17 protein-coding genes and 3 pseudogenes are annotated in these 19,566 nt (G+C 68.8%); 10 read left to right on the forward strand and 10 right to left on the reverse strand.

All coding sequences use genetic code 11. The features are described from left to right. Positions 1 to 6: 6 nt before the first annotated feature. Entirely contained in the window at positions 7 to 822 is an 816-nt protein-coding gene (locus tag ABT345_RS03390; protein ID WP_345081168.1) for an SDR family NAD(P)-dependent oxidoreductase, read from the reverse strand. Positions 823 to 1,437: 615 nt separating this feature from the next. Here ABT345_RS03390 and ABT345_RS03400 point away from each other — a divergent pair. Further along, entirely contained in the window at positions 1,438 to 2,898 is a 1,461-nt protein-coding gene (locus ABT345_RS03400; RefSeq protein WP_345081171.1) for a UbiD family decarboxylase, read from the forward strand. A gap of 328 nt (positions 2,899 to 3,226) precedes the next feature. Then, positions 3,227 to 3,421 (forward strand): hypothetical protein, encoded by a 195-nt coding sequence (locus ABT345_RS03405; RefSeq protein WP_345081174.1) that lies wholly within the window; start codon positions 3,227 to 3,229, stop codon positions 3,419 to 3,421. Positions 3,422 to 3,486: 65 nt separating this feature from the next. Here the strand turns inward: ABT345_RS03405 and ABT345_RS03410 are convergent. Both ABT345_RS03410 and ABT345_RS03415 read right to left on the reverse strand, forming a co-directional pair. After that, positions 3,487 to 3,930 (reverse strand): annotated as a pseudogene (locus tag ABT345_RS03410) (transposase); the annotation flags it as partial. A gap of 168 nt (positions 3,931 to 4,098) precedes the next feature. After that, positions 4,099 to 4,659 carry a PACE efflux transporter gene (locus ABT345_RS03415; RefSeq protein ID WP_345081177.1) on the reverse strand — a complete coding sequence of 187 codons (561 nt, stop codon included), beginning with the start codon at positions 4,657 to 4,659 and terminating at the stop codon, positions 4,099 to 4,101. Between the two features lie 98 nt (positions 4,660 to 4,757). Between ABT345_RS03415 and ABT345_RS03420 the strand changes: the two genes are divergently transcribed. Then, entirely contained in the window at positions 4,758 to 5,645 is an 888-nt protein-coding gene (locus tag ABT345_RS03420) for a LysR family transcriptional regulator (protein ID WP_345081180.1), read from the forward strand. Between the two features lie 319 nt (positions 5,646 to 5,964). On the opposite strand, the gene ABT345_RS03425 is transcribed toward ABT345_RS03420, so the two are convergent. After that, complete coding sequence (locus ABT345_RS03425) at positions 5,965 to 6,285, reverse strand: hypothetical protein (RefSeq protein WP_345081184.1); 321 nt, start codon at positions 6,283 to 6,285, stop codon at positions 5,965 to 5,967. An 812-nt stretch (positions 6,286 to 7,097) separates the two neighbouring features. After that, entirely contained in the window at positions 7,098 to 8,030 is a 933-nt protein-coding gene (locus tag ABT345_RS03430; protein WP_345081187.1) for a LysR family transcriptional regulator, read from the reverse strand. A 99-nt stretch (positions 8,031 to 8,129) separates the two neighbouring features. Here ABT345_RS03430 and ABT345_RS03435 point away from each other — a divergent pair, with 99 nt between their 5' ends. Together ABT345_RS03435 and ABT345_RS33205 are read left to right on the forward strand one after the other, a co-directional pair. Beyond that, entirely contained in the window at positions 8,130 to 9,257 is a 1,128-nt protein-coding gene (locus ABT345_RS03435; RefSeq protein WP_345081190.1) for a nitrilase-related carbon-nitrogen hydrolase, read from the forward strand. A gap of 207 nt (positions 9,258 to 9,464) precedes the next feature. Next, positions 9,465 to 10,429 (forward strand): annotated as a pseudogene (locus ABT345_RS33205) (IS701 family transposase); the annotation flags it as partial. A gap of 3 nt (positions 10,430 to 10,432) precedes the next feature. Here ABT345_RS33205 and ABT345_RS03445 read toward each other — a convergent pair. Next, positions 10,433 to 11,389 carry a LysR family transcriptional regulator gene (locus tag ABT345_RS03445; protein WP_345081196.1) on the reverse strand — a complete coding sequence of 319 codons (957 nt, stop codon included), beginning with the start codon at positions 11,387 to 11,389 and terminating at the stop codon, positions 10,433 to 10,435. 349 nt (positions 11,390 to 11,738) lie between these two features. Between ABT345_RS03445 and ABT345_RS03450 the strand changes: the two genes are divergently transcribed. Continuing rightward, entirely contained in the window at positions 11,739 to 12,863 is a 1,125-nt protein-coding gene (locus ABT345_RS03450; RefSeq protein ID WP_345081202.1) for a homogentisate 1,2-dioxygenase, read from the forward strand. 108 nt (positions 12,864 to 12,971) lie between these two features. Beyond that, entirely contained in the window at positions 12,972 to 13,442 is a 471-nt protein-coding gene (locus ABT345_RS03455) for an NAD(P)H-dependent oxidoreductase (protein ID WP_345081205.1), read from the forward strand. A gap of 205 nt (positions 13,443 to 13,647) precedes the next feature. Here the strand turns inward: ABT345_RS03455 and ABT345_RS33210 are convergent. After that, positions 13,648 to 13,805, reverse strand: a pseudogene (locus ABT345_RS33210) (transposase); the annotation flags it as partial. Between the two features lie 236 nt (positions 13,806 to 14,041). Between ABT345_RS33210 and ABT345_RS03465 the strand changes: the two are divergent. Further along, a complete protein-coding gene (locus tag ABT345_RS03465; protein WP_345081208.1) occupies positions 14,042 to 14,698 on the forward strand; it encodes a site-specific integrase in 657 nt (218 codons plus the stop codon). A 113-nt stretch (positions 14,699 to 14,811) separates the two neighbouring features. Then, positions 14,812 to 14,997, forward strand: coding sequence for a tyrosine-type recombinase/integrase (locus tag ABT345_RS03470; protein ID WP_345081211.1), 186 nt, complete (start codon positions 14,812 to 14,814; stop codon positions 14,995 to 14,997). Positions 14,998 to 15,057: 60 nt separating this feature from the next. On the opposite strand, the gene ABT345_RS03475 is transcribed toward ABT345_RS03470, so the two are convergent. Together ABT345_RS03475 and ABT345_RS03480 are read right to left on the reverse strand one after the other, a co-directional pair. After that, positions 15,058 to 15,207 carry a hypothetical protein gene (locus ABT345_RS03475; RefSeq protein WP_345081214.1) on the reverse strand — a complete coding sequence of 50 codons (150 nt, stop codon included), beginning with the start codon at positions 15,205 to 15,207 and terminating at the stop codon, positions 15,058 to 15,060. 1,107 nt (positions 15,208 to 16,314) lie between these two features. Further along, entirely contained in the window at positions 16,315 to 17,712 is a 1,398-nt protein-coding gene (locus ABT345_RS03480; protein WP_345081217.1) for an MFS transporter, read from the reverse strand. 171 nt (positions 17,713 to 17,883) lie between these two features. Here ABT345_RS03480 and ABT345_RS03485 point away from each other — a divergent pair, with 171 nt between their 5' ends. After that, complete coding sequence (locus ABT345_RS03485; RefSeq protein ID WP_345081220.1) at positions 17,884 to 18,756, forward strand: helix-turn-helix transcriptional regulator; 873 nt, start codon at positions 17,884 to 17,886, stop codon at positions 18,754 to 18,756. 83 nt (positions 18,757 to 18,839) lie between these two features. Here the strand turns inward: ABT345_RS03485 and ABT345_RS03490 are convergent, their stop codons facing one another. Further along, complete coding sequence (locus ABT345_RS03490; protein WP_345081223.1) at positions 18,840 to 19,475, reverse strand: TetR/AcrR family transcriptional regulator; 636 nt, start codon at positions 19,473 to 19,475, stop codon at positions 18,840 to 18,842. Between the last annotated feature and the right edge of the window lie 91 nt (positions 19,476 to 19,566).

Genomic DNA, 19,566 nt, shown 5'->3' on the forward strand with positions numbered 1-19,566 from the left:
GAGAGCTCAGTACCCCTGCGGAGTCGGAGCGTTCTGTCCCCGGTCCACGGGAAGGTTCACGCCGGTCACGCCACGAGCTTGGTCGGAGAGCAAGAAGGCGATCGCGTCCGCGACCTCCTCCGGCCGTACCAGCTCCCGCCCCGGGAACTCCGCAGCGAACTGCTGATACGCCGCAGGATCTTCCTGCCTCATGCGGTCCCACCGCTTCCCCGGGATCAGCATGGACCCCGGGCTGACAGCATTCACGCGGATCCCGTACGGCCCCAACTCGCGTGCCAGCGAGGTCACCATGTGGAGCTGCGCGGCCTTGCTCGCGCCGTACTGCGCCTGCGGGCCGGGCTTCCAGCCGGAGATGGAAGACACGACCACGATCGACCCGCCTCCCGAAGCCCGTAGATAAGGAGTGGCGCACGCCGCGAGTCGCGCAAAGTGCCCGGCATTCAGAGCCCAAGTCTCCGCCCAGTCCTCAGCCGTTGCCTCGGTGATCCCCCGGCCCCGGGCGCCTCCCGCGCAGGCGACAACGCCGTCAAGCCCCCCATCGAACGTGGCGGCGGCCGATTCCACGAACTGCTCCAGCAGCTCCGGCGCAGCGACATCCAGCGGTCGGGTGAACAGCTCGTCGCCGGCACCGAATGTGCGACGTGCCCGGTCCAAGGACTCTGCCGTCCGCGCGCAGGTGGCGACACGGGCCCCTTCGGCCAACAGCAGCCGGACCACCTCACCTCCCAGGCCCCTGGAACCGCCCGTCACCACGATGCGGCGACCCGCGAACCTGCCTGCCAACGCGCTCGGTTGTTTCCCCTGCGCTGCGCTGCCTGTCATCCGTACAACCTCCGGCCAACCATGCCAACTGGCGTGTCTGAACCCATCCGTCTCGCGTCCTTCATATCTCGCCGCCGCAGCGGTTCTCTTGTGGTCGTGCCTGGCCGGAGCGGCCGTGCAGCCGACGACCGGACGGCCACGGCAATCTCGCTCGGGTACGGCACGCCCGCAGCGCACCGCCTGCCCGTCCCGGACCGTCGATTCGGGATTCAAGCAGTCCACACGAATCAGCGAGAGCCGGCGACCGCGCCCTGCGCTCCGCTCCGCACTCGGGAGGCACACCGTGTCCCAGGCAACACCCCCACGAGACAGGCTCCTGCTGGCCGACACGCACAACGCCGTCCAGATGGCCAGGCTCCACACCGTCGACGTCCTCTCCCGCTGGGGTGTGGATCCGGACAGCATCGAGACCGCCGAGCTCTTGGTGTCGGAACTGGCGACCAATGCTGTCCGGCATCCGCCCGCGCGCCGTGCGCTGGCAGGGCCCAGCGACCGCCCGAGGCCGCTCGGCCTCCGGCCGGGGCGAAGCCGCCTAGCGAGCGACGGCCCGCCTCCCCCACCGTTCACTCCGCCGACCCCCGGCCGACGGAACCCAATGTCAGCAAGGAGATTCCGATGGCATATCTGAAGGACCTGCGCGAATACCTCGCGGCACTCGACGAGCTCGGCGACGTCCGCACCATCGACCGGCCCGTGGACCCGCACCTCGAAGTCGGCGCCATCATCCGCCGCTCCTACGAGACCCAGGCCCCGGCGCCGCTGTTCACCAACATCGAGGGCACGGCCCCCGGCTACCGGCTCCTCGGCGCCCCCGGAGCGCTGAGCTCGGCCCCCGGACGCCCCCTTGCCCGCATAGCCCTCTCGCTGGGTCTCGCCCCGGACTCCACCGCCCGGCAGATCATCGAGGCACTCGCGGCCGCACGCACGCTTGAGCCGATCGCCCCCGTGCTCGTCGAAACCGGCCCGGCCAAGGAGAACGTCCTGCTCGGTGCGGACGCCACCCTCGACCGCTTCCCCACCCCGCTCCTGCACGACGGGGACGGCGGCCCGTACGTGAACACCTGGGGCACGATCATCGCCCGCACCCCGGACGGGTCGTTCACCAACTGGTCCATCGCCCGGATCATGATGATCGACGGCAAGCACATGACCGGCCTCGTCGTGCACCCGCAGCACATCGCCTATGTCTGGCAGCAGTGGGCCGACCTCGGCAAGCCGATGCCGTTCGCCCTGGTCCAGGGCGGCCCTCCGGTTCTGCCGTTCGTCTCCGGCATGCCCCTTCCCGACGGGGTCGAGGAGTCGGGCTTCATCGGCGGCCTGCTCGGCGAGCCCCTCGAACTCGTGCAGTGCGAGACCGTGGACCTCCAGGTCCCCGCCACCGCCGAGATCGTGATCGAGGGCTACCTGTCGCCGGAGAAGACCGGAGTCGAGGGCCCGATGGGCGAGTACTCGGGATACCGGCCCAACGAGACCTCGATGCAGCCGGTGTACACCATCGAGGCGATCACCCACCGCGACCAGCCCATCTGGCCCACCGTGGTCGAGGGCGAACCCGTCGACGAGTTCCACACCGCCACCGGTCTCACCCTGGCCGCCCAGGCGCTCTCCGACCTGCGCGCCGCCGGCCTGCCGGTGAGCACGGCCTGGATGCCGTTCGAGGCCGCCTCGCACATGCTCATCGTCAGCATCGCCGCTGACTGGCGCGACCAACTCCCGGACGTCGGCACGGAGGAGCTCACCCGGCGGGTGCACGAGGTGCTCTCCGAGCAGCGCTACGCGTTGCTGCTGCCGCGCATCTTCGTCTTCGATGACGACGTCGACTCGGCGAACGTGGGCGAGCTCATGTGGGCGATGGCCACCCGCGTCCACCCCACCGGGCGCCGCTTCATCCGGCACGGCCTGGCGCTCCCGCTGGTCGCCTGCTACACGCCGGAGGAACGGCATGCGGCGGACGGCGACCACGTCACCTACGACGCCCTGCTGCCCGCCGCCGACCAGGGCCGCGAGCCGCGCAGCTCGTTCCGCCACATCTTCCCGCAGGAGGTCCAGGACCGCGTCCTGGCCAACTGGGCGTAGTGAGCGACCGGTCCGTGAGGACCGTGAGGCACTCGGGAACCGCCGCCCACCGACCATGAGGCGTGGCGATCGAACGAGAGCCTCGATCCGGTGACCGCACGGCGGTCAGTGCTTGGCGACAGGGACTCCTGGCAGCTCGGCCGGCGTCAAAGCCGGACCGAAAAACCCAGGAGTCCCTGTTGCCGCAGTTGCACGCCCTCGCACTTGCCGGCTCCACCTCGGCACCGCCTCCAGCACGCGCCTCCACCGGTCGTCACCAAGGCCCCGGGCCACCCCCGGGCCACTGTCGCCACAACCACGTCGGCGGAACTTCGCTTGCGTCCACGTCTTGGCACGGGAGCAGGCACTGGTCGCCTTCCTGCGCGTCGACCCGACGACGGTGCAGTTGGCGCCGGGCTGGACGCGGGACGTCCGAAAGATCGGACACCTCGGGACCGGCGAGCAGAAGGTCCGGATCGCCTCGGTCGAGGACCTCGGCCGGTCGATGCCGCTGCTACGGACGAGCTACGTCGCAACGGCCTGATCGGGCACGGCGACAGGCCGCGCACCCTCGCAGGGTGCGCGGCCGGGGTCTGTGAGATTTTGTGATCAATCGGCTGCTCGTGAGAGGTCTTCGAGCCAGATCATCGAGGCGCGACGTTCGAGGCCGGCGAGGCAGCTCTCGGGCATCTTGTCGAAGCGTGTGGCGATGCCGCGCCAGTCCTTCAGCCGGTTGATCAAGCGCTCGACGGTGTTGCGCTCCTTGTAGAGGTCTGTGTCGTAGCTGAGGGGCCCGCCTCCGTGGCTGCCCTTGTTCTTGCGGTGGGCCACCTGGTCCTTCTTCTCCGGGATGACCGCCTTGATATTGCGTTTGCGCACGTAGGAGCGGTTGCCGCGGGATGAGTAACCCTTGTCTGCCGCGACGGCGCCCGGCCGGGTACGGGGTCGGCCGGCAGGCATGCGGACGCGGATCTTCTTCAGCACGGAGATGAACTGCGGACTGTCCGCGGCCTGCCCGGCGATCAGGACGAACGACAGCGGCCGACGCTGACGACGAATCACGACCAACCGCCTGGCTTGAAGCCCGAGGAGGCCGGACGGGCTCTGGAGCGGGTGCGTGAGGCTCGCCGGTTCGTTCGCGGCTGATCGGTGATCAGAGCCTGTGAACAGACCTCGGCCGGGTCAGTGCACATCGCCTGGCCAAGGCTTGTTCACAGGTTTTCAGGTGCGCGGCACCTGCCCAGCCTGCTGGGCGTAGACGGTGGCGACGCTCTCGCTGTTCGCGTCGGCTTCGGCGTCGCAGTGGTTCGGGTGAGACGGCACGGGCTCACCCTTCACGACGTGTTCTTGCGGCTCGGCATCGTTCACCGCCGACGCCGGAACCCCGAAGATCCTGTCGAAGGCCCAGTTGTAGGCAAAGGTGAAGAAGGGGACGGAGATGATGAACGTCAGGTCAATCAGGAATGCCTGGACCAGTGTGAGCCCGAGCCACCATGCGATGAGCGGGACGAGGAAGCAGACCAGGGTGATCTGGAATCCCACTGCGTGCAGGATCCGGCGGAGCACCGTACGCGTGCGATCGTCCTGACGCGCTTCCCATGCTTCGAAGAGGTAGTTGTACGCCAAGTTCCATACCGTTGCCCAGACGCTGATCATGAGCGCAAGTGGCCCGGTGGTGGCGGGTGAGTCGCCCGTCAGCAGCGTCATCACCGAAGTGCTCACCACCAGCCCGAGGGCCTCGTATCCCCCGACGTAGGCCAGCTTCCGCTTTATGCCTTGCACAGTAATTACTCCCAGTTCGCCTGCCTGCGGAAGACGACGCTAATTCAGGTAGGCTGGCGAAAAAAGCAAGGTTCCTTCAGGAAAATTGACAGGTACGTATGGCGCTCTCCAGCGACGGCATCACGCTGTTCCTGGCCGTGGTGGACCACGGCTCCTTTTCCGGCGCAGCCCGCGCACTGCGCCGGGTGCCCTCCGCGGTCAGCATGGGCATCGCGAACATCGAGGCCGAACTCGGATACCCCTTGTTCGACCGGTCCCACCGCGAGGCGGTACCCACCTCCCAGGCAATGGCCCTGGTGCCCCAGGCCCGCACCATCGCCAGCAGCCTGCGGCTGCTGCAGGTCCACGCCGCGCAGCTGTCGCAGAACCTGGAGAGCACACTCACCATCGCCGTGGCCACCGGCATCCGGGACCAGGACCTGCTGGACGCCGTGACCCGCATCGGCACCCGCTACCCCCTCCTGCGCATCAACCTGCTCCGCGCTCCCCAGGACCAGGTGCGCACGATGCTGCACCAGGAGCGCATCGACTTGGTACTGATGGCCGCTGCCACACAAGCGGACCGGGAGGAAGCCCGGGCCACCGTGGGACAGGAGACCTTCGTCGCGGTGGCGTCGGCCACCGTTGACACTCCCAGCCTGCCCACCGACCTGCGACGACTGGAGGACCTGAACACCAGCCGCCAGATCGTGGTGGCCGACCCCTACGCCCCCCTCGTCGAACGACGGCTTCTCCTCTCCGACGACCGGTGGCACGTGGACTCGGTGGAAGCCGCACTCGATCTGGTGCAACGGGGCGCGGGATGGGCCAACCTGCCCACAAGTGCGATCCAGACAGCGGTCGCCGCCGGCAGACTACGGGTGTTGAAGTTCGACAACACACGAAACGGCGTGACCCTGCCCGTGCACCTGGCATGGCTGCGCAGAAAGCCTCTGCGCAGGGCCGCAGGAGAAGTCGTCGAGCTGATGCACCGCGGCCACCGCTGAGCGTTCGGCGGACTCCCGAGACGCAGCGACCTGCGTGGCAAGCGCGGGGAGGGCGCCGTGTTGGGCAGCGTCGCCCTCCAGCGCAACGGGAGTTCGGAAGGCTCGGGGGCTGAGGAACATCGGGACGGGAACCGGCTCTAAGGGCTCGTCGGCCCTGGTGGGCGGCTGGCGAGGCGTCGGCGGCGGGGCGGTCGTGAGGTCTTCCTGCAGATAACTCCCGGCGCCGCTGCAGGAGGATGCCTTGTTGACGCCTTCGCGTACCCGCTGACGCCACGCGTCGTCCGGCACGACGCCGTGTCGTAATAACCAAGGATCTTCTTCAGCACGGGGATGAACTGCGGGCTGTCCGCGGCCTGCCCGGCGGCCTGAAGCAGTCGGGCACCTGTGCCGTGCCGACGACCGCGATCTTCCATCCCTCACCATGGGTGCCGGGGCGACCGTCCGGGAACCAGCTGAGGTAGAAGCGGCCGTCCTTCGAGCTGATGTGGACGTCCGCCCGATCGTCCACGACGAGGTTGAAGTCCTCCGCGGAGAACTGGTCCGTGACGAGCGTGGGCTGTCCCGGACCGAGCAGCCACTCGCGCAGCCGCAGGGCTTCGATGGTGGTGGAGAAACCGGGGCGATCGGGCGCCGCGGCCACTGGCAATAACCTCTCTGACCTGGGGTTTCTTGCAAGGTCGTCTACGTTGACACGGCCTACACACGTTGGCCGGTCTTTCGGCGATCTTTCCTGTCTGCCCCCGGCGAACCGCCGGGTCCGGCCTGTGACGCGCAGGAACACCCGCGCCCCCGACCAGCCGCCCTTCGCGCCTGCTGGAACCCGCGACACTGAAGGGTCCTCGGCGGGCCCAGGAATCTCGAAGACCGCTTCGGCGACCTTGACGACGCACTCACCGCTCCGCCCTCGCCTCTCAGATGTGCACCGTCCCGATGCCACCGATCAGGCTTCCCGTGCCCCGCCGTGCCGGGCTGGCCATGCCCATGGAAGCCGACTGGCTCACCCACGCCCTGCGACCGACGCCCGCGGGTCCGTAGCACATGCCGATCAGCGCATCGGGCGCGTGGGGATCCGGTCCATGAGGGAGACCTCGCCACCGTCCGCACGCCCCCGAGAACCTGAGTTCGACCTGAAGAACGAAGGCACTCTCCTCCGACCAGCAGTTTCCGGAGCCATGCTTGAGCCCCAACAAACGGCAGCAGGCCCCCGGGAGCGCATCCCGGGGGCCTGCTGATGACGATGCGGTGATCTTCGACTGGCACTCCGGTGCGGCTTCGTGATCTATCCGGTTGAGCGGTCAGCGAGGCGTTGCCGGTAGTGGCTGCGGTGGCCTGGTGGCATCCGCGTCAGTTCGACCGGTGCAGCAGCCTGCGCGGGGACCGGGAGCGGTGGGTTCAGAAACTGCGGACCGAGGGGCGGCACTCTTCCGGTGAACAACATGCAGGGAAGGGCTTTTACGGTTGGGGGGCCTCGTCGAGGAGGGCCAGTACGCGGTGGACCGCGCGGTCCGCGCCGGGCCGGTGGATCGCCGCGATCGAGGAGATCATCTGTGCTGACGGTGTGCGCAGGGGGACGTAGGCGATTCCTGGCGGCGAGAAGTGCCGTACGCCCTCCGGGACGAGGGTGACGCACAGGCCGGTGGCGACGTAGCCGAGCGCGCTGGTCACGTCGTCGCAGCTGCCGCCCACCCGCGGTTCGAAGCCGGCCTCCCGGCAGGCGGCTGCCGCGCGCGCCGCCAGGCCCGGCATGGACAGCGGCTCGGGCAACACGAAGGAGTCGCCCCGCAGTTCGGCCAGGTCCAGGTCGTCGGCCTGGGCCAGTGGGTGTGCCGTGGGCAGGGCCACGATGATGCGCTCGGTGAAGAATCCCGGCACGATGATGAGTTCGTCACTCTCCTGTGGTTTCGGGCCTGGCGGGGTGCGGGTGGTCGGTACCGGTTCCCGGACGAAGCCGAGGTCGCATCGGCCGTCCCGGACGAGTTCGGCGATGTGGGTGTCGGGGCCCTGGTGCATGTGGATCCGCAGGCCGGGCAGCTGGGCTGCGGTGACGCGCAGGAGTTCGGCGGGGAAGGAGTAGGCGAGGGCGCCCGCGCAGCCGACCCGCAGCACGCCTTCGGTGCCGTCCGCGATCCGCCGCACCCGCTCGACTGCCGCTTGCTGCGCTTCCAGCAGTCGGCGTGCGTCCTCGGCGAATGCCTCGCCTGCCGGCGTCGGACGCACCCCCCGCGCCTCCCGCACCAGCAGCGTCGCGCCCAGTGCACGTTCGAGCCGTTGCAGCGCCTGGCTGAGCGGGGGCTGCCGCATCCTGAGCCGTTCGGCGGCGCGGCCGACATGCCCCTCCTCCACCACGGTGACGAATTGCTCCAGCAGGCGATGACTGAGTTCCATATGGCCAACCATATGACAGGGGCGACTTTTCATATTGGACGGAGGATGGGGGTGAGGAGTGCACTGGAGAGTGTCCAGACCGGAGAAGACGAAAGAAGCGTGATTGCGTTGATCAAGCCGTACGGAGTGGTCGGCCTCATCCCGACGGTGTGGAATGCCGAGTCCCGCGACGATGTGAAGAAGAACATCGACCTGCTGCTGGAGCTGGCCAAGGGCGCGGTCTGGCTCTCCTCCCTCGATGTGCCGGTGCGGCTGCTGGTGCTGCCCGAGGGCGCGCTGCAGGGCTTCACCGACGAGATCCACGACATGCCGACCCGTGAGTACGCGCAGAGCGCCGCGATCGACATCCCCGGGCCCGAGACCGACATCCTGGCCCGGTTCGCCCGCGAGCAGGATCTGTTCATCCTCGGCCAGGCCAAGGCCCGCCACCCCGACTGGCCCGAGCTGTTCTTCAACGTCGGCTTCCTCATCAACCCCGCCGGCGAGATCGTGCTGAAGCACTACAAGATGTCGGCACTGCTGCCGGTGGAGCGGTCCGTCTCCCCGCACGACCTCTACGACTGGTGGATCGAGAAGTACGGGCGTGAGCTGCAGTCGTTCTGGCCGGTCGCCGACACCGAGATCGGGCGCATCGGCGTGATGATGGCGATGGAGGGCAACTTCCCCGAGAACGGCCGCGGGCTCGCCATGAACGGCGCGGAGGTTGTCTACCGGGCCTCCCTCCCGGTCCCCATGACCGCCAACGGCGTCTTCGAGGTGACCAACCGGGCACGCGCCCTGGAGAACAACTTCTACGTGGTCGCCCCCAACATCGGCGGCGTCTACCTGCACTCCGACAGCCGGCTCCCGGCCGACTGCGGCGGCGGCACCGGAATGATCGTCAACTATCGCGGCCAGGTCGTCGGGGAACAGGCCAACACCAACGGCCCGAGCTTCGTGAGCGGCGTCGTCGACATCGAGGCCCTGCGCCACCACCGCACCCACGCCAAGACCACCAACTGGCTCAAGGACGTACGCGCCGAGACCGCGCAGCTGATCTACGAGAAGCCGCTGTACCCGGCGAACCTGTACCTCTCGCGCCAGCCGGGCAACCACGCGGCCTACGCGGCGGAGATCCTGAACCCCGGCATCGACCGCATGGTCGATGCCGACATCTGGCGCCGCCCCGGATACGAGGAGACCGAGCCGACCGGAAAGTCCCGCCAGGCGAGCGGAACGGCAGGCTGAGCAACCTCCGCGGTGATCGGCGGCCCACGGCGCACACCGTTCCCCTCCGGCACTCCAGGAGACTTCGCGATCTTGCGTCGGACCCGCGTGAGAGCTGGAACGACCACGACGTGATCTTCAGGGGTTGTGCCGACTCCTGAAGATCGTGCTGTAGCCGCGCGCCGCAGCACGGACGCCGCCCACTGGCGGGCGATGTGCGAACAGGCCATGGCCCGGATCGCGGGCCGGTTCAAGCAGCGATGAGCCGCGCGCCACGACCCGCGCCTTCATACTCGCACTGCTGTCCGGCGTCGAGCGGAAGAACTGCTGGCGACTGGCCGAGCAGGCCGGCCTCACCCGCCCCGGACCGATGCAGCGGCTGCCGCGAAACGCCCGCTAGGACGCCGCCGACGCGGTCCGCGACGACATCCGGGCCTACGTCCTCGAACACCTCGGTGCCGACGACGGCGTCCTGATCGTGGACGAGACAGGCTTCTGAAGAAGGGTGCCGCCTCCGCCGGCGTGCAGCGGCAGTACACCGGCACCGCAGGGCGGATCGAGAACAGTCAGGTCGGCGTCTTCCTCGCCTACGCCTCAAGCAAGGGGCGGGCCTTGATCGACCGTCGGCTCTACCTGCCCGACACATCCTGGTCCCGGGATACCGAACGCCGTACCCGGGCCGGGGTGCCCGAGCAGGTGGAGTCCGCGACCAAACCGGCCCTGGCCGGGCAGATGATCGCGGCCGCGCTGGATGCCGGGGTCAGCGCCTCCAGGGTGACCGGCGACGAGGCATACGGCCAGAACCCCGGTCTGCGCGCCCTGCTGGAGTCCCGCCGGACCGGTTATGTCCTGGCCGTCGCCTGCAGCACCCGGGTGCGGATCAACCAGGGCCGCACCGCCGCCCGTGCTGATGCCGTCGCCGACTGCCTGCTTGCCTCGGCCTGGTACCGGCAGAGCGCCGGAGCCGGGGCGAAGGGGCCGCGCTACTACGACTGGGCGTGGATCGAGATCGGGGCCGGCGGCCATCGGCACCTGCTGATCCGCCGAAACCCGAGCAGCGGCGAACTCGCCTTCTACCTGTGCCGGTCCCCGAGCCGAGTGCCGCTGTCGAGCTGGTCCGGGTGGCCGGGACCAGGTGGTGCATAGAGGAGTGCTTCCAGGCCGCGAAAGGCCAGGTCGGACTCGATGGCTATGGCTCAGTTCGTGGCACGCAGTGTGTCGCGATCGGGTTGGGGGAGCCACCAGTCGGCGCTCGGGGGGCGGTGCCAGTGGTGGGTTCGGGCGTAGGCGTGGACAAGTTCCAGGGCCCGGTTGAGGGCGGGGTGTGCGGTGGCGGTGTTCCAGACCACGTGCCAGGGGTAGAGCGGGACGGGGTCGGTCAGGGGCCGGGTGGTGAGGCCGTCGGGGAGGTGCGAGGTGGTGCGGCCGAAGGCCGGATGGCCGAGGGCTTGGACGGCGGTGAGGACGGAGGTGCGGCCGTGCCCGCGCACGCGCGTCGCCACGCTCAGGCCGAAGGCGGCAACTGCCTGGTCGACCCAGTCGCGCCACTCGGCGGACTCGTCCGCGGCATGGACCAGGAGCGGGTGCTCGGCGAGAACGGCGAGGGGGATCTCGTCCCGGTCGGCGAGGGGGTGGTCGGTGGGGATGATGACGCCGATGGGGTCGAGCCCCATCGGCATGGTGGCGAGGGAGGCCGCGAGGGGGCGGCCGAGGCTGTGCGGGCGGCCGAAGGCGAGGTCGAGGCCGCCGGTGAGCAGGCGGGGCAGTGCCGCGGTCAGGCCGTGGCTCTGGACCACCTCGAACGGCAGGCCGGGGGCCTGGGTGCGCAGGTGGTGGATCAGGAGCGTGGAGGGCAGGCCCTCGGTGACGACGTCGATGCGCAGGGGGGCGCAGGTGTGGGTGACCTCCTCGACGAGGCGCTCGGCGTCGGCCAGGAGGCGGCGGCCGCGTTCGACGAAGGTCTCGCCCGCGGGGGTGAGGGTGACGTGGCGGCGGTCGCGGGTGAACAGCGGGACGCCGAGGCGCTTTTCCAGGGCCCTGATCTGGGAGGAGAGGGTCTGCTGGGCGATGGTGAGCCTGCTCGCGGCCCGGCCGAAGTGGAGTTCGTCGGCGAGGGTGACGGCGTAGCGCACCTGACGCAGGTCGAGGTCCACGCCTCCACCGTAACAGTCTGAGGCTGTTACGTATCCGCTGAAGAGTGTTGGACCGACGGCACGCTTCGGTCGTTGACTGGCGGAGTGAAGGCGCCACGTAGGCGCGAACCGAAGGAATGCTCCGGCACTTGATCGCCGCATCAAGGCCGGTGACACGGTGAGGCGTTGGCCGCAGATCCCTACGGCGCCCCGCGAGGTGCGTGGGCGGCCGGGCCGCGCCGCCGCACCTGGCACGGGTACGGCGGGGCGGGGTCTCTGCCGAGCCACACCCATGTCACGGACATTCCCCACCCGCTTACCCGATGGGGCGCTCGGCCTGTGCGCCGGCGCCCGTGAAGAGAGCCGCTGCATGTTTGCGAAGCACACTCAGGGCCGGATCTCCCCCCAGGGCCATGCCCGGGTGCCGGAAGGCACCTTCGAGGAGCACCACGGCCGTCAGGGATTCGAAGGTGACGTCTCCCAGCTCTACCACGCCCACCCGACCACGGACTGGCTGCGGGTGGAGGGCCCGATCCGGCCGCGGGGCATCCAGCTCACCGACGCTCCCGCCGCCGACGAGCACGACGAGCGCGCCCTCCCGACGCTGCTGATGTTCAACGAGGACATCAAGGTCTCGGTGTCGAAGCGGACGGCGCCGATGCCGTACTACTTCCGCAACACCGACGGCGACACCCTGCTGCTGGTCCAGTCGGGCAGCGGCGCCCTCGTCACCGACTACGGCACCCTCGGCTACGGGCCGCTGGAATACCTGGTGATCCCCAAGGGCACCAACTACCGCATCGTCCCCGACCCCGGCGCCGAGCGGCACGTCATCTACGTGGTGGAGACGCGGGAGCCGATCGCGCTCCCCGAGCGGGGGCTGCTGGGGCACTTCCTGCCCTTCGACCGCGGCGTCCTCGACGTTCCCCGGCTCGACGCCGGCCTCACCGTCCCGTCCGCACAGAACCCGGCCGGCGAGTGGGAGGTGCTCGTCAAGCGCGCGGACGAGCTGTCATCGATCTTCTACGCCTTCGACCCCGCCGACGTGGAGGGCTGGACCGGCGACCTGGCCCCCTTCCGGCTGCGCCTGGCGGACATCCGCCCGCTCTCCTGCGAGCGTCTCGAAATGCCGCCGGTGGCGCACGCCACCTTCCAGGCGGGGCAGAACTGGTTCGTCACCATGGCTCCCCGGCCCACGCAGACCGCGGACGATGCGGACATGGCGCAGCCGGCCCATCGCAACGTCGACTACGACGAGCTGTTCGTCTTCCTCGGTACCGGCGACGGTGACCAGGTCGGTCCGCCGGCGGGGCTGGCGAGCGTCACCCCGGCCGGTATGAACCACGGTCCCGACCAGGTCCGCCACGCCAACCCGCGCACCCGGCTGCCGTTCTACGTGTGGAACGTCGACACCGTCCGTCCCCTGCGTTACACCGAAGCCTTCGAAGCGGTCGAGCTCTCCGACTTCGCCCGCAGCGAGAGCTACCGCGGCTGACCGCGGCTGACCGCGGCTGACCGCAGCCTCCCCCGGCCTCCGGCCCGCACCGCCCCCTCCGCGCGGGCAGGAGGCCGGCCCTCACCAAGTTCTGGAGCGCCCTCCGTCATGAGCCGTGTCCTGGCCCTCTCCGGCTCCCTGCGAGCCGCCTCGTACCACACCCAGCTCCTCAGCTGCCTACAGCCGCTGGCCCCCGAAGGCATGCATCTCTCACTCTTCTCGGGGCTGGGGGAACTGCCGCACTTCAGCGAGGACCTGGAGACGGATCCGCCCGTCCCCGTGCGGGAGCTGTGGCAGGCCATCGCGGACGCCGACGGGCTGATCATCGCCACCCCCGAGTACAACGGCGCGATCCCCGGCGTGCTGAAGAACGCTCTCGACTGGGCCTCCCGGCCCCGGGGAGCGAGCGTCCTGCCCGGACATGCCGCCATGGTCCTCTCGGCCTCTCCCGGCCTCTTCGGCGGTATCCGCGCCCAGGCGCAGCTGCGCGAAATGTTCGCCCTCCTCAACGTCTACGTCGTCGGCGGTCCCCACCATTCCCGCCGTCCACACCCGCCTCGACCCCACCACCGAAGCTGAGCAGCGCCTGACCGATCCGGTCACCCGCGCCATGCTCACCTCGCTGCTGCATGGCCTGGAAGAAGCCATCGAGCACCAGGCCGGAGGCCGTCTGGTCAAGCCCCTGCACCACCTGCAGAGCCAGCAAGCCACCTGACCCTTCGCGGTGCAGGCAACCCTCATCGGCGCACGGACTTCCTCGCGCCACAGCCACTTACTGATCACTTCAGAACGAGGTCCAGAGTTTCCTCAAGCAGATGATGCTGCAGGCGAGTTGGAGTAGGTCGAGGTGGAGGTCGGCGCGTATCTCGTAGCGGATCCGCAGACGTTGAACTGGTGGAGCCAGGCGAAGGTGCGCTCGACGCCCCAGCGGGTCTTGCCCAGGCCGGAGCCGTGGGGTGTGCCTTGCAGGCGATCTTCGGTGTGATATCGCGGGCTCGTAGAAGGCAGCGGTACGTGTTGCAGTCGTAGCCACGGTCGGCGAACAGTCGGCCCGGCCGACGACGTGACCCCGAACTCCGCGAACGCGAGGTATCGCGTCCAGCAGTGGCATCAGCTGAGCGACGTCATGACGGTTTCCGCCGGTAAGCGAGATCACCAGCGGTGTTCCGTGCCGGTCGGTGAGCACACCACCAAACGTCCCCGCCGCGGTGCTCGAAGAGCGCCACCGTCTGGGGCGGATGACCTTTACCGAATACGCCGAGAACTGGCGGACGCGGCAACGCCACATCGTGGACTACTCCACGGGCCGAAACCACCGCTCCCATCTCACCGCGCACCTCCATCCGGAACTCGGCGACCACCGGATGGCGGCCACCAGCCCCATGACCATCGAGTGCTTCATCGCCGGCATGGAACGCCGGAGCATCCAGCCGGGAGCCCAGCGCAACATCTACGGCCTCCTCCGCACCGCCCTCCTGGACGCGGTCCGCAAAGGGGGCATCGGCACGGACCTCGCCCTCGGCATCAAAACCCGCGAGTACATTCCCCCACGCTCGATCATCCCGACCGTCGAGTACGCAACGACCGACACACTCGCGGCGGATTTTCAACCGGGCTTGGTGATCACCATGCTGCACGGCTGCGGCCTGCTCAACGGCGAAGCTCGCGCCGTCAACATCAACAACGTGATCCCTGACGACGCATACCGGGTGACCGAGCAGATCCACCACAACACCTACAGACCCGCACCCCTGAAACACCGCTGGCCAGGAGAATTCCGCGACACACCTCTCCCCCACACAGCCAGGGAAGCCCTCGAACGTTTTGAACAATGACACGCCACCACGGAAGAGGGCTACCCGCTACGCGGGCCGGACGGCTATTTCGCCTACCGGATGGAGATCACACGAGCAGCCCAACTACATGCCGTCCCGCCCCCCCGGACTACATGAACCCCTCCGGCTACGGCAACCTGTTCGCCTCCGTCTACCTCAACCACGGCATCCCCATCACCGACGTGTCCGAATGGCTGGGGCATCGCAATATCGAGACGACCTACCGCGCCTACCGCCACCTGATGCCCGGATCGATCGCACGAGCCAGACAAGCCCTGGAATGCGCCCTCGCAAGCTGACCGCCCCATCCCAACCAAAATTCCGAATTCCAGCACAGTCCCACCACAGAGCAAGCCCCCTCACCCACGGAACACCCACAGCCTGCCGCCACCAGGAAAACCGGGATTCCCGCCTATCACCCCCAACAAGGCAACCAGGGCCGACCAGCCCCCTGGCAACGACACCACCACAAACAAGATCTCCTGACGAACCATCAGAAAAGTCAGCATGAGGTCAGCATGAAGACTGCCAGAGCCACCCACACGTGAGCACACCTGCACACCCGCGAATCCTGGCAATACCCACCGCCACCTGCAAAGATGCTGGCCAGAGCGTCATCTGCAAACCACATGCAAATTTCCATGTCAATGAAAACCGAAGAGGTACTGCAAGACATCGTCGCAGGTCAGATGGCATTTCGGAGTCAGCAAGTCAGCACAAAATCAGCATCGTCGGCGCTACGCCGAGAAAAAGATCGACTCCCGGGGGCCATGCGGCGCTCCGTGGCCGATGCCTCCGCAGAGTCCGGGGGCGAGGTTCGATGCCAGTTGCACACAAGGGTACAGCTGCACCTCAGGCTACAAACGTCCCCTCGATCGAGTAACGGCGTTGGCTCAGGAGTTCTTATGCCCGAGAGAACAGTCACCGATGAATACCTCAAGCACCGCATGGAGCAGTGAGTTCGAGGCGCCTTACTGATCATTTCAGAATGAGTTTCGGAGTCTCCTCAAGCAGATGGTGCTGCAGGCGAGTTGGAGCAGACTGTTGTCGTTGTTCCGGGCATGGCAGGGATGGATGAAGCCGGTTTGTGGACTGGGGAGCTGGAGTCGGCTTTCGCCTGGGTGGTTCTCGCGGGTAGGCGCACGCTGAAGACGGGGAGGGCGAGGTCGGACGGTGACGGCATCGTGGATCGCAGCATGTGGCCGCCGCGGAACCGCACGCGGCGGCGCCGTGGCAATCACCTGGGAGGCGGTGTCCTGGCAACAGCGTGGTGCCGATTACCTCGGCCTTGCCAGCGTTGTAGCAAGGTTCAGGCCTGGGTTCCTCCAGAGCCGCGAGAGGAGGCGCCCGACCTGGGACCGGCGAGTGCCGAGCCCGTCGGTAGAGAGCCCCCGGAGCGGACATCGCGCGGTACGTTGCCGGACCCGGCGGCCTCATTCTGTTCCTGCGGATGACGTCTGGGACCGCAGTGTCGACGGGCCACCCGTGAGCGGGTGGCCCGTCGACACTGCAGGACCCGGTGGCCGGCCGGGGGTGTCCGGCCACCGGGAGACGGGGGAAATACGGGTGGACGGGCGGGTGTGAACGCGGCCTGCCGCGGTCGCCGCCCACCGTCCTCAGCGTCGCGGCAGCAGCGCCGCCGAGATCAGCGCCATGACCGTGATGAGGCCGGCGGCGAGTAGCAGGCTCTCCCGCATCCCGGACGTGAAGTCGCCCGCGAGGAGCGCGCCGAAGACGGCGATGCTGAGCGCCCCGCCCATCTGGCGGCTGGTGTTGAGCAGCGCCCCCGCCGTGCCGGCCCGCTCGGCGGCGACACTGTCGAGCATCAGGGAGGTCAGCGCCGGCATCGCGAGGGCGCCACCGACGCCCAGCGGGATCATCAGCAGTGCCGTCACCCACGGGTGCATACCGGCGTCGACGGCGAGGAGCACGCCGCAGCCCAGGGCGACGGTCAGCAGCCCCACGACGATCACCGCCCGCGCGCCGAGACGGGAGACCGCCCTTGGGGAGAAGTAGTTGAAGTGGGCAGTGACCACCGCCATCGGCACGAACATCAGCCCGGCCGAGAGCGCCGACTGCCCCCGCTGCTCCTGGAAGAAGAGGCTCAGGACGAACACCCCGCCGTAGAAGGCCGCGTTGCAGGCGAAGCCCGTGACGACCGGCACGCTGACACCGCGCTGCCGGAACAGCTCCAGCGGCAGCATCGGCGCGCGCCGCCGTGCCTCGATGGTCACGAAACCGGCCCCGGCCACCACCGCGACCCCGCCCGCGGCAAGAACGGTTCCGGTGAGCCCGCCGTGCCCGCCCTCGATCACGGCGAAGGTCAGCGCGGCCAGCGCCAATACCGCCGTCACCTGCCCCGGCACGTCGAACGCGGCACGGTGACGCGGGGAGCGCGCGGCCCGCAACAGGATCAGGAAACCGGCCGCCCCGGCAGGCACGTTGAGGAAGAACACACCGCGCCAGCTCCACTCCGTGGTGAGCAGTCCGCCCAGGACGGGCCCGGCGGCGACGGCCACCGCACCGCCGACCGTCCACAGGGCGATGCCACGCGCCCGCGCGGCCGGATCGGGAAAGGCCTGACGAATCAGCGCGAGCGAAGCGGGCACCATCACGGAGGCCGCGCAGCCCTGCACCACACGCGCCGCGATCAACGCCCCGAGCGTCGGCGCCGCCCCGCAGGCCAGCGAGGCGAGGACGAAGAGACCGAGCCCCCAGCCATACGCGCGCCGCGCACCCACCGCGTCCGAGAGGGCACCGGCGGAGAGCATCAGCGCCGCGAACATCAGCGTGTAGCTGTCGGCGACCCACTGGAGCCCGGACATCGAACCGCCGAGGTCATCGCCCACGGCGGGCAGCGCGACATTGACGCCGGAGACGTCGAGCGTGATGACGAAGAAGCCCAGGACGGCGGCGGTCAGGGCGGCGACCGCCGATGCCGGCCGCTCCCGCTCACCCCCGGAATCCGCCCTCGCCTCTGCTTCCGCGTCTGCTTCGGACCGCGTCGCGCTCATCGTGCGCTGCTCCTCACTGGGCCATCCCTGTCGGAGTGCCACTCCTGTCGGACATGGAGAACAGCATGATCGGCGAGTGCGGCCGCAGCCAGGCCGAAGCGTGCGGGGGAGCACCGATCCTGGCCCTGACAGGGCCCCTCTCCACGCGCCATTTTTTGCGATAATGGCCGGATGAGCGAAGGTACGGAACTGGGCCGCTTCCTCCGGGCTCGCCGGGGTCAGGTCCGCCCTCAGGACGTGGGTCTGCCCGCCGGCACGGGCCGCCGCCGCACCCCGGGACTGCGCCGCGAGGAGTTAGCCACGCTGGCCGGAGTCAGCGTCGACTACTACACGCGCCTCGAGCGCGGCCGCGAGACCCGACCCTCCCCCGCCGTCGTCGCCGCACTCGGCGAGGCGCTCCGGCTCTCCGCCGAGGCACTGCAACGGCTGCACGAACTGGCGGCACTCGCCGCAGGCCAGGTGCCTGCACCGCCCCCGGGCCCGGCACGTACGGTGCGGGAGTCGGTCCGCACCCTGCTGGAGACGCTGCGCCCCGTACCGGCCTACGTCGTCACACGCACCAATGATCTGCTGGCCGCCAACCGGCCCGGCCTTCGCCTCTTCCCCGGCCTCACGGACTGGCCGCCAGAGCGCCGCAACATCACCCGTTACATGTTCCTGCACCCCATGGGACGCAGGCTGTACCGCGACTGGGAGGAGATGGCAGCGCACAGCGCGGCGCATCTGCGGGCGATGGCGGGTGCCGACCCGGACATGCCGGAGCTGGCCCAGCTCGTGGGTGAACTGGTGGTGAAGAGTCCGGAGTTCGCCCGGCTGTGGGAGCGGTACGACGTCCGGGCGCGCAGCGGCGGCCACAAGCACTTCCGGCATCCGGAGGTCGGCTCGATGTGCCTCAGCTTCGAGGTGATGGCGGTCTTCCGCACGGACGGCCAGCGCCTCGTCACCTACCAGGCACCGCCCGGCACCCCCGACCACGACGCGATGCTGCTCCTCGACATGGCAAGCCCCGCGGAGGCAACGCTCCCCGAAGAGGCCGAGCGGTAGCCGACCAGGCTCGCAGGACGATATGCGCGCCTCCGAGGCCGGACCATCCCGGGCTGCAGCCTGCGTTCCACGCCCGGGGAAAGTCAGCTCTTCCCCGCTGCTAGGGGGTTGGCTGGGGTCATTCCCCTGAGGAGGAGCCGTAGGATCTGCTGCAGTTCTTCGGCCAGCGGTCCGCTCTCCGACGGGTGCTGAGCCCATCGGTAAAGGGCCCCGAGGTAGACATCGCGCAGTACATTGCCGACGCCGATCGCCGGCATTCCCGGGCTCAGCTCCCCCTGGTCCACACCACGCTCGATGATCCTGGCGAAGACCTCCGCGACGTACGGCTCCTCGAGGATCGGCCGCCCCGCCTTCACCCAAGCGGTGAGCATGGCCGTGGTGAGCCGTGGTTCCTCCTCGTTGATCCGGACGAGGACCGACATGCACTGCTGGAGCTGCGCGACCGAGCCGGGGGTGAACGCGCTGTTCGTGTCGAGGCCCATCACGAGTGCAGCACGCCTCCGTTCTCCCCAGGCAGCGATGACGTCTTCCTTACGCTGGAAGTAGTTGAAGAACGTTCCACGTGCCACATCAGCCCGCTCCGCGATCTCGTCGATGGAGGTGTGGTCGTATCCCTTCTCCACGATGAGTTCAACTGCCGACGAGTAGAGACGTTCCCTGACCTGTTGTTTGTTGCGTTCCCGGCGGCTGACCGGCGGCGTCGTTGCGCGCGAGCCCATTCCGTCCCTCCTGTTCGTGTTGGCCTCGCCAAGGCTGAGTGGCGACCCGACAACGAAGGTGGGCGCGCCCGAGTCCGGTCGGCCTCGTCGG

Source organism: Streptomyces sp. NPDC000404 (genome assembly GCF_040300365.1).
In the GTDB taxonomy this organism is placed as follows: Bacteria; Actinomycetota; Actinomycetes; order Streptomycetales; family Streptomycetaceae; genus Streptomyces; species Streptomyces ramulosus.